A 5,853-nucleotide genomic window follows, 5' to 3' on the forward strand; every position below is an offset into this window, starting at 1 on the left:
GCGCCTTGATATTGCTCCGAAAACTTGGAGCGGGAGAAGGGATTCGAACCCTCGACCCTCACGTTGGCAAGGTAAGGGGCGAGGATTTTCGCGTTTTTCATCAATGGTTTACAGGCCGATTTCTGGCTGTGCAGGAAGTGTGCATGACCGCCCTGCCCCGCTTCCGCGCCAAGTAATCGCACGCGGAAGGGGGGCAGGCTGCAGTGGTCAGGCAGCCGCCTTGCGGATCGCCTTCTCCCGCGCCTGGGCGATCTGCGCGTCGAACTCGCCCACACCGACGGCGTCGCGCAGCTTCTCGAAGATGGCGACGACGTCCGACAGCGCCGTTCCGCACTCGAAGGCGGTCAGGCCCTTGCCGGACAGATCGACCGGGCCATTGCCGAAACGCAGTTCGCCGAAGAACTTCCCGTCCGTCTCGAACCACCACTGACGCGGCGTGACCCTCTTGGCCACCTTGCCCTTCTCGCCCTTCTGGTAGACCAGCCGTTCGACCGTGAACGCCTCACCGCGCATCGTGGCCTGCGCCAGTGCGATCTGTTCGTTCAGCGCACCGACGATGACGTCGCGGGGGCTGCGCATGCGCGCAGTCGTCGACGTCGCGCGGGAGACTTCCGCGAACTTCAGCTTGATCGGCACCTTGCCCTCCATGTCGTTCTGACTGGTAGGACGTCTATCCCAGTTCCGGGATTCGTCAACTGAAGCCACCGGCGTCAGTCACCGTCTCACTCCTGCTGCATCGGCACATTGAAAAGTGCAGTGCGCTGGCCCACTTTGAAAACGCCATGATTCTAGCCTCACCCCCAAGAAAGTTCCTGCTTTTCGCAGGATCGCTGGTCGCAGGCTCCCTGCCCCGGTCTGCGTAGGCGCGTCCGCGCCACCTTCGCACCGGGGGCCTCAACAGAGACGACAACGCGCTATTGTCAGATAGTTACCTATCTGTGGGGAAGAGTCATGTTCGATATCAATCGCATCACTGGCGACGCGGGCCGCGCCAGCAACCAAGTACTGTGCGGTCGAGATGGTATTGGGAATCCTGAGCGCTCAGCCTCCTCCATGGGCGGCGCGATCGAAAGACCCATTCGGTCGACTTTGACAAGTCGCGATTATGCGGCGCTTGAATTGCGTTTACTGGAGGCGCTCACGGAAGGTGAATATTTTCACCTGTTCCCTGCTTACGCTTCGGCCAAGCTTGCCGATGCTGATGTACAACCGGTCGCAGCGATAGCGGATGATGTCGCTACCGCCAACAGCCGAGTCATATTTTCGGCCGGCGCGCTTGGCCAACAGTCCCGCATCCTCATTCTACGCCCTGAGCAAACGACGGTGGGATTGACCATTTCCGTAATGACATTGCTCGGCTTAGCGCTTCTTGGCATGCGAGGCGGGCAAACCGGGCAGTTTTTCCGCCATGACGGGAGTGTCGCCTCTCTCACCCTACACTCCGTCGCTTTTCAACCAGAAGCGGCCTCCCGATCGAAAATCGGGTCGTAGAAGACCAGGGGCCGCGATCGGCGCCGGTCGGATCTCCGAGCGCCGGGGTCGGCGAGCGCCGTTCGTCAACGGCGAGATAGTTCATTAGCCGGTGCGGCTCATACAGCCGCACCGGGATGCGGATTTGCGAGAGCAGCCATGCGCAAGACATTCTTCGGACGCATCTTATGGCCGGTAATATTCTCTATCATCGGCTTGATTGCCCACGCCTTCCAGGCTGAGGCATTCGCATCATTCTCTCTCAATGAACAACCCCAGGGTGTGCGCGTCATTCTTGCTGGGCTCTGCTACTTCTCACTGGCATGGCTGGGCGGCCGCCTGGTTGGGGTCGTGCTGGGGCGAGGCAGGCAGGATCGCAGGAGGGCGCCGAAACTCCTCCAGGATCTGTTGTCCGCTGCGTTTTTTCTAATCGCGCTCATCGCCACGCTGACGCTTGTCCTCGGGCAGTCGGCCTCCGGCGCCCTGGCGAGTTCGGGACTGATTCTTGCCGTGGTCGGGTTTGCTATTCGGAACGTGGTGGCAGACGTTCTGTCCGGCGTGGCACTCGGCGTCGAAGGCCCATTTCGAATCGGTGATAGTGTCGATATTCACGGGCTGGTGAAGGGGCGGGTCGTAGAAATCGGCTGGCGAACCACGCGCGTGCTCACGCGCGATTCGACTTATATGGCTTTGCCGAACAGCGTGATCGCGCGGCAGGTGCTGACCAACTTTAGCGCACCGAAGCCGCAATACCGCGCCCAGGTTGAGGTAACTCTCGACCACGGCACGCCTGCATCGCGGGCGAGGGAGATACTCTCCACCGCAGCGGCACAGTCGCCATTGATCCGCAGCGACCATCCGACAGATGTCCGGCTGCTGGCCTACGAACCGGATGGAATCGTTTATGCGGTTCGCTACTGGATCGGACACTTTGATGACGACATCGATTGCCGGGATTCGGTGCTCAGCGAGATCGACAGAGAATTGCGAATCGCGGGCGTGCCGCCTCCGCATCGGCATGTCAGGGCATCCTCCGAGGGGAGTGCCCCCTATGCGGTGAGTGCGGCAATTTCGCTGTAAAGCGGGCGATATCGCCCACCGCGCTCCCCCTGCGGCTGTTGCTGCGGCGGCCTGGTTGGCGACAGAGGTTCCTGCCAGTCTACCGGAGCATGCGATCAAGCGATGCTGCACTAGGCGTGAGCGCTCTAAGTTGCGGCGATACCGGCCGCCGACTGAGCAGGAAAGGTTTCTCGCGGAGGAGGTCGCAATGGGAATCAAGAGGCTGCTAGCAGCGACGGATTTTTCGGGCCGCTCCGAACGGGCGGTGGCGCGCGCAGCGCGGCTGTGTCGCGAGCATGGTGCCGAACTGCGGTTGTTGCACATCGTCGACGACGATCAGCCTCTTGAGATGGTGGAACAGGAAACGCGGCAAGGCGAAGCGCTGCTCCGGTCCCAGGCATCGGCACTACGGGAAGCGGCGGGTGTGGAACCCCTGGCGCTGATCAGGGCTGGAGACCCTTTCGATGAGATCGTCCGCAGTGCGGTAGCGACCGAGGCCAATCTGATCGCCCTTGGCGCTCATCGCAGGCAGATCCTTCGTGATATCTTCGTCGGAACGACGGTCGAGCGGGTCATGCGGACGGGGCATCATCCGGTGCTCATGGTGAACAACGTTCCGGTCGGCCCTTATCGCCGCATCATGGCGACGACCGACCTATCCGACGCGTCGGCCCATGCGCTGCGCACTGCTGAGGAACTCGGCTTCCTCGACGGCGCGGATGTCCTTCTCCTGCATGCCTTCGAGCCTATGGCGAAGAGTATGTTGATCTACGCGAACGTGGCGCGGGACAAGGTCAAGGAGCATGTGGCACACGAGATGGCCGAGGCGCGCCGTAATGTCACATCGTTCCTGGCGAACCTGGGCCTGGGAACGCCTGCGATGCGCATAGCACTGGAGGAAGGGCCGCCCTTCCTCTCGATCAAGAAGCGCGTCGACAAGGAGAAGCCCGATCTCCTGATCATAGGGACGCGCGGATTGACAGGGGCCGCGCGCTTTCTTCTCGGGAGCGTCGCTGAAGCCGTCCTGCGCGATATCGAGTGCGATGTCCTTGCCGTTCCACAGCGTTCCGAATAGCGAGCATCCGAAGCGCCGCACGGTCGTTGCATTACGGAAGCGCCTGTCCCCGATCGTTCGACCCGGCGCCGGCGGCGGGCGCATTCGAGGTCGACATCGAGGAAGCTCGCCCCAGCTTCCTCGAAGACACCGGCAACGGCCAGTTAGGCGGCACGAATCTTCGCGATAAAGCTGTCCACTTGGTTGCGAAGGGCGTCCGACTGCCTAGTAAGCTCCTCCGAAGAGCCGAGCACTTTTGCGGCGGCGGCACCGGTTGCGTTCGCCGCTTCCGCCACGCCGACACTGCTGGACGACACCTGTGCGGTGCCGGTTGCCGCTTCCTGAACGTTGAAGGCGATTTCCTTGGTTGCTGCTCCCTGCTGCTCCACTGCCGACGCTATGGTAGTCGCAATTTCGCTGACCTGACCGATCGTCGCGTCGATGGTGCGGATCGCCCTCACCGCGCCTTCCGTCGCGCTCTGGATTGCCGTCACCTGAATGCTGATCTCATCTGTGGCCTTCGCTGTCTGCGTGGCCAACGATTTCACCTCCGAGGCGACAACCGCAAAGCCCTTGCCGGCCTCTCCGGCTCGCGAAGCCTCGATGGTGGCGTTGAGCGCTAACAAATTGGTCTGGCTGGCGATGGCGGAGATCAGCTTTATGACCTCTCCGATTCTCTGCGCCGCTTCGTGGAGAGCCTGCACCTGCTCGCCGGTATCCCGCGTGTCCTGCACTGCCTGACCGGCGGCGCGGGTCGATTCGGAAACCTGCCGCCCGATCTCGCTGATCGAAGAGGACAGTTCTTCGGCGGCGCTGGCCACCGTCTGCACGTTGCCCGACGCCTGCTCGGAGGCTGCTGCGATCGCAGATGCCTGCCGTGTCGACTCTACAGCGGTTTCCGACATCTCCTGAGCTGTTGCCTGCATTCCCTGCGATGCTGCCGACAACACGGCGATCATCTGCGAGAAGGTATGGTCGAAATCCTCAATATGCTTTTCGATCGCAGCCTGCCGAGCCTCTTTCCGCTGCTGCTCGATCCGTTGCTCGGTGGCGAGTCTCTCCGCCGTGATCATGTTGTCTTTGAAGACTTGGACGGCGGCAGCCATGTCGCCAACTTCATCACGCCGGCCTATACCCGGGATATTCGTGCTCGCGTCACCACCCGCGAGGTCCTGCATCGCCTTCGTCATCCCGGCCACCGGGCGGACCACCCCTCGTGAAACGGTGGTGTAGCCGAGGGTAGCGATGCCTATGACGAGCGCTACCGAAATAGCAATCACAGCCGCGTCGACGACCGCGATGGCGGTCGCGATCTCAGCCGCTTTGACCTCGCTGCTCTGCTGCGCGATAGAGGCGAACTGTTCGAGTGCAGCCTGCAAGGCAGCCTGCGCCGGGAGAACATTTTTGGAGAGAGCCTCGATTGCCTCCGGCTGAGCAAAGGCCGCTGTCTTATCGAATACGATCGTCGACGCAGCCTGGAACTCGTCCAGCGCGCCGGCTATGGCGCTGGCTCCGGCCTTGAAACCCTCAAACGCGACCCCCGACAGAGTGTCGGTCAGCACCTTCCTGACGACATCCAACTGATTGTTCAGCCGGTTCTGTCTGGCTTTCAGTAATTCGAGATCAAGCTCCGAGGGCGCAGCATTGACCTCTCCTACGGCGCGCTCCACTGCGACCGCCATCGCCTGCTCGGCGTCAGACAGCGACATCGCCTCGACATGAAGCTCATGTCCGAGGCTGCCGATCTTGTGCGACGCGAAGACTGCAAGACCACCCATGATGCACAGCGCCAGAAGCGCCGCGCCTACCGTTCCGCCCAGCTTCGCCCCGACAGATAGCCGCTTAAACATGTCCGACACCGCCACTGGATTGGGTTTTCGTCGTCGCCACAGAGGGCGGCCCGAGGCCGCCCTCCATTTCACTGGACCGACGCGCCGTACTTGGCGGTTGCGGCGATCAGCTTCTGGACGTCGGCATTCGGCGCCCCTTTGGTGGCAAGGCCGAGCGGCTGCTTAACCACGACGTCGGGAACGACAGCGACGGCATCGGTGATGCTGGCGGCGTTGCCATAACCGATGGCGTTTGGTGCCTGGGCCACGACCTGGGCCACCTGCACCAGGGCCTGCATCGTGCGGGCCTTCGAGGTGATCTCGTCACCGCCCAGGAAAGTGCTGACTGTGTTTCGGCGTGCAAGTTTGACCCCCTTGGCGGGGGTATCGGCGTTCAAAAATGACCCCCTGCTGGTGACGTTGATCAGACTGCCCACCGGC

6 protein-coding genes and 1 tRNA gene are annotated in these 5,853 nt (G+C 62.1%); 3 read left to right on the forward strand and 4 right to left on the reverse strand.

Translation table 11 applies throughout. From position 1 onward, the window contains the following. Positions 1 to 25 precede the first annotated feature (25 nt). Positions 26 to 167 (reverse strand) — tRNA-Gly (locus tag ABIE65_RS27635). Between the two features lie 40 nt (positions 168 to 207). Then, entirely contained in the window at positions 208 to 636 is a 429-nt protein-coding gene (locus tag ABIE65_RS27640) for a hypothetical protein (RefSeq protein ID WP_354081975.1), read from the reverse strand. Between the two features lie 315 nt (positions 637 to 951). On the opposite strand from ABIE65_RS27640, the gene ABIE65_RS27645 reads away from it, so the two are divergent. The 3 genes from ABIE65_RS27645 to ABIE65_RS27655 all read left to right on the forward strand — a co-directional run bounded on the left by ABIE65_RS27645 (position 952) and on the right by ABIE65_RS27655 (position 3,604). After that, positions 952 to 1,491, forward strand: coding sequence for a GreA/GreB family elongation factor (locus tag ABIE65_RS27645; RefSeq protein WP_354081976.1), 540 nt, complete (start codon positions 952 to 954; stop codon positions 1,489 to 1,491). A gap of 138 nt (positions 1,492 to 1,629) precedes the next feature. Then, entirely contained in the window at positions 1,630 to 2,550 is a 921-nt protein-coding gene (locus ABIE65_RS27650) for a mechanosensitive ion channel family protein (RefSeq protein ID WP_354081977.1), read from the forward strand. Between the two features lie 187 nt (positions 2,551 to 2,737). Further along, positions 2,738 to 3,604: a universal stress protein gene (locus ABIE65_RS27655; protein ID WP_354081978.1), complete on the forward strand. Its 867-nt coding sequence runs from the start codon at positions 2,738 to 2,740 to the stop codon at positions 3,602 to 3,604. A 143-nt stretch (positions 3,605 to 3,747) separates the two neighbouring features. Here the strand turns inward: ABIE65_RS27655 and ABIE65_RS27660 are convergent, their stop codons facing one another. Together ABIE65_RS27660 and ABIE65_RS27665 are read right to left on the reverse strand one after the other, a co-directional pair. Next, positions 3,748 to 5,448, reverse strand: coding sequence for a methyl-accepting chemotaxis protein (locus tag ABIE65_RS27660; RefSeq protein WP_354081979.1), 1,701 nt, complete (start codon positions 5,446 to 5,448; stop codon positions 3,748 to 3,750). A 53-nt stretch (positions 5,449 to 5,501) separates the two neighbouring features. Next, positions 5,502 to 5,853, reverse strand: a 352-nt coding sequence (locus ABIE65_RS27665) for a hypothetical protein (RefSeq protein ID WP_354081980.1), incomplete at its 5' end; no start/stop codon positions are given.

It is taken from the genome of Constrictibacter sp. MBR-5, assembly GCF_040549485.1.
Lineage (GTDB): Bacteria > Pseudomonadota > Alphaproteobacteria > JAJUGE01 > JAJUGE01 > Constrictibacter.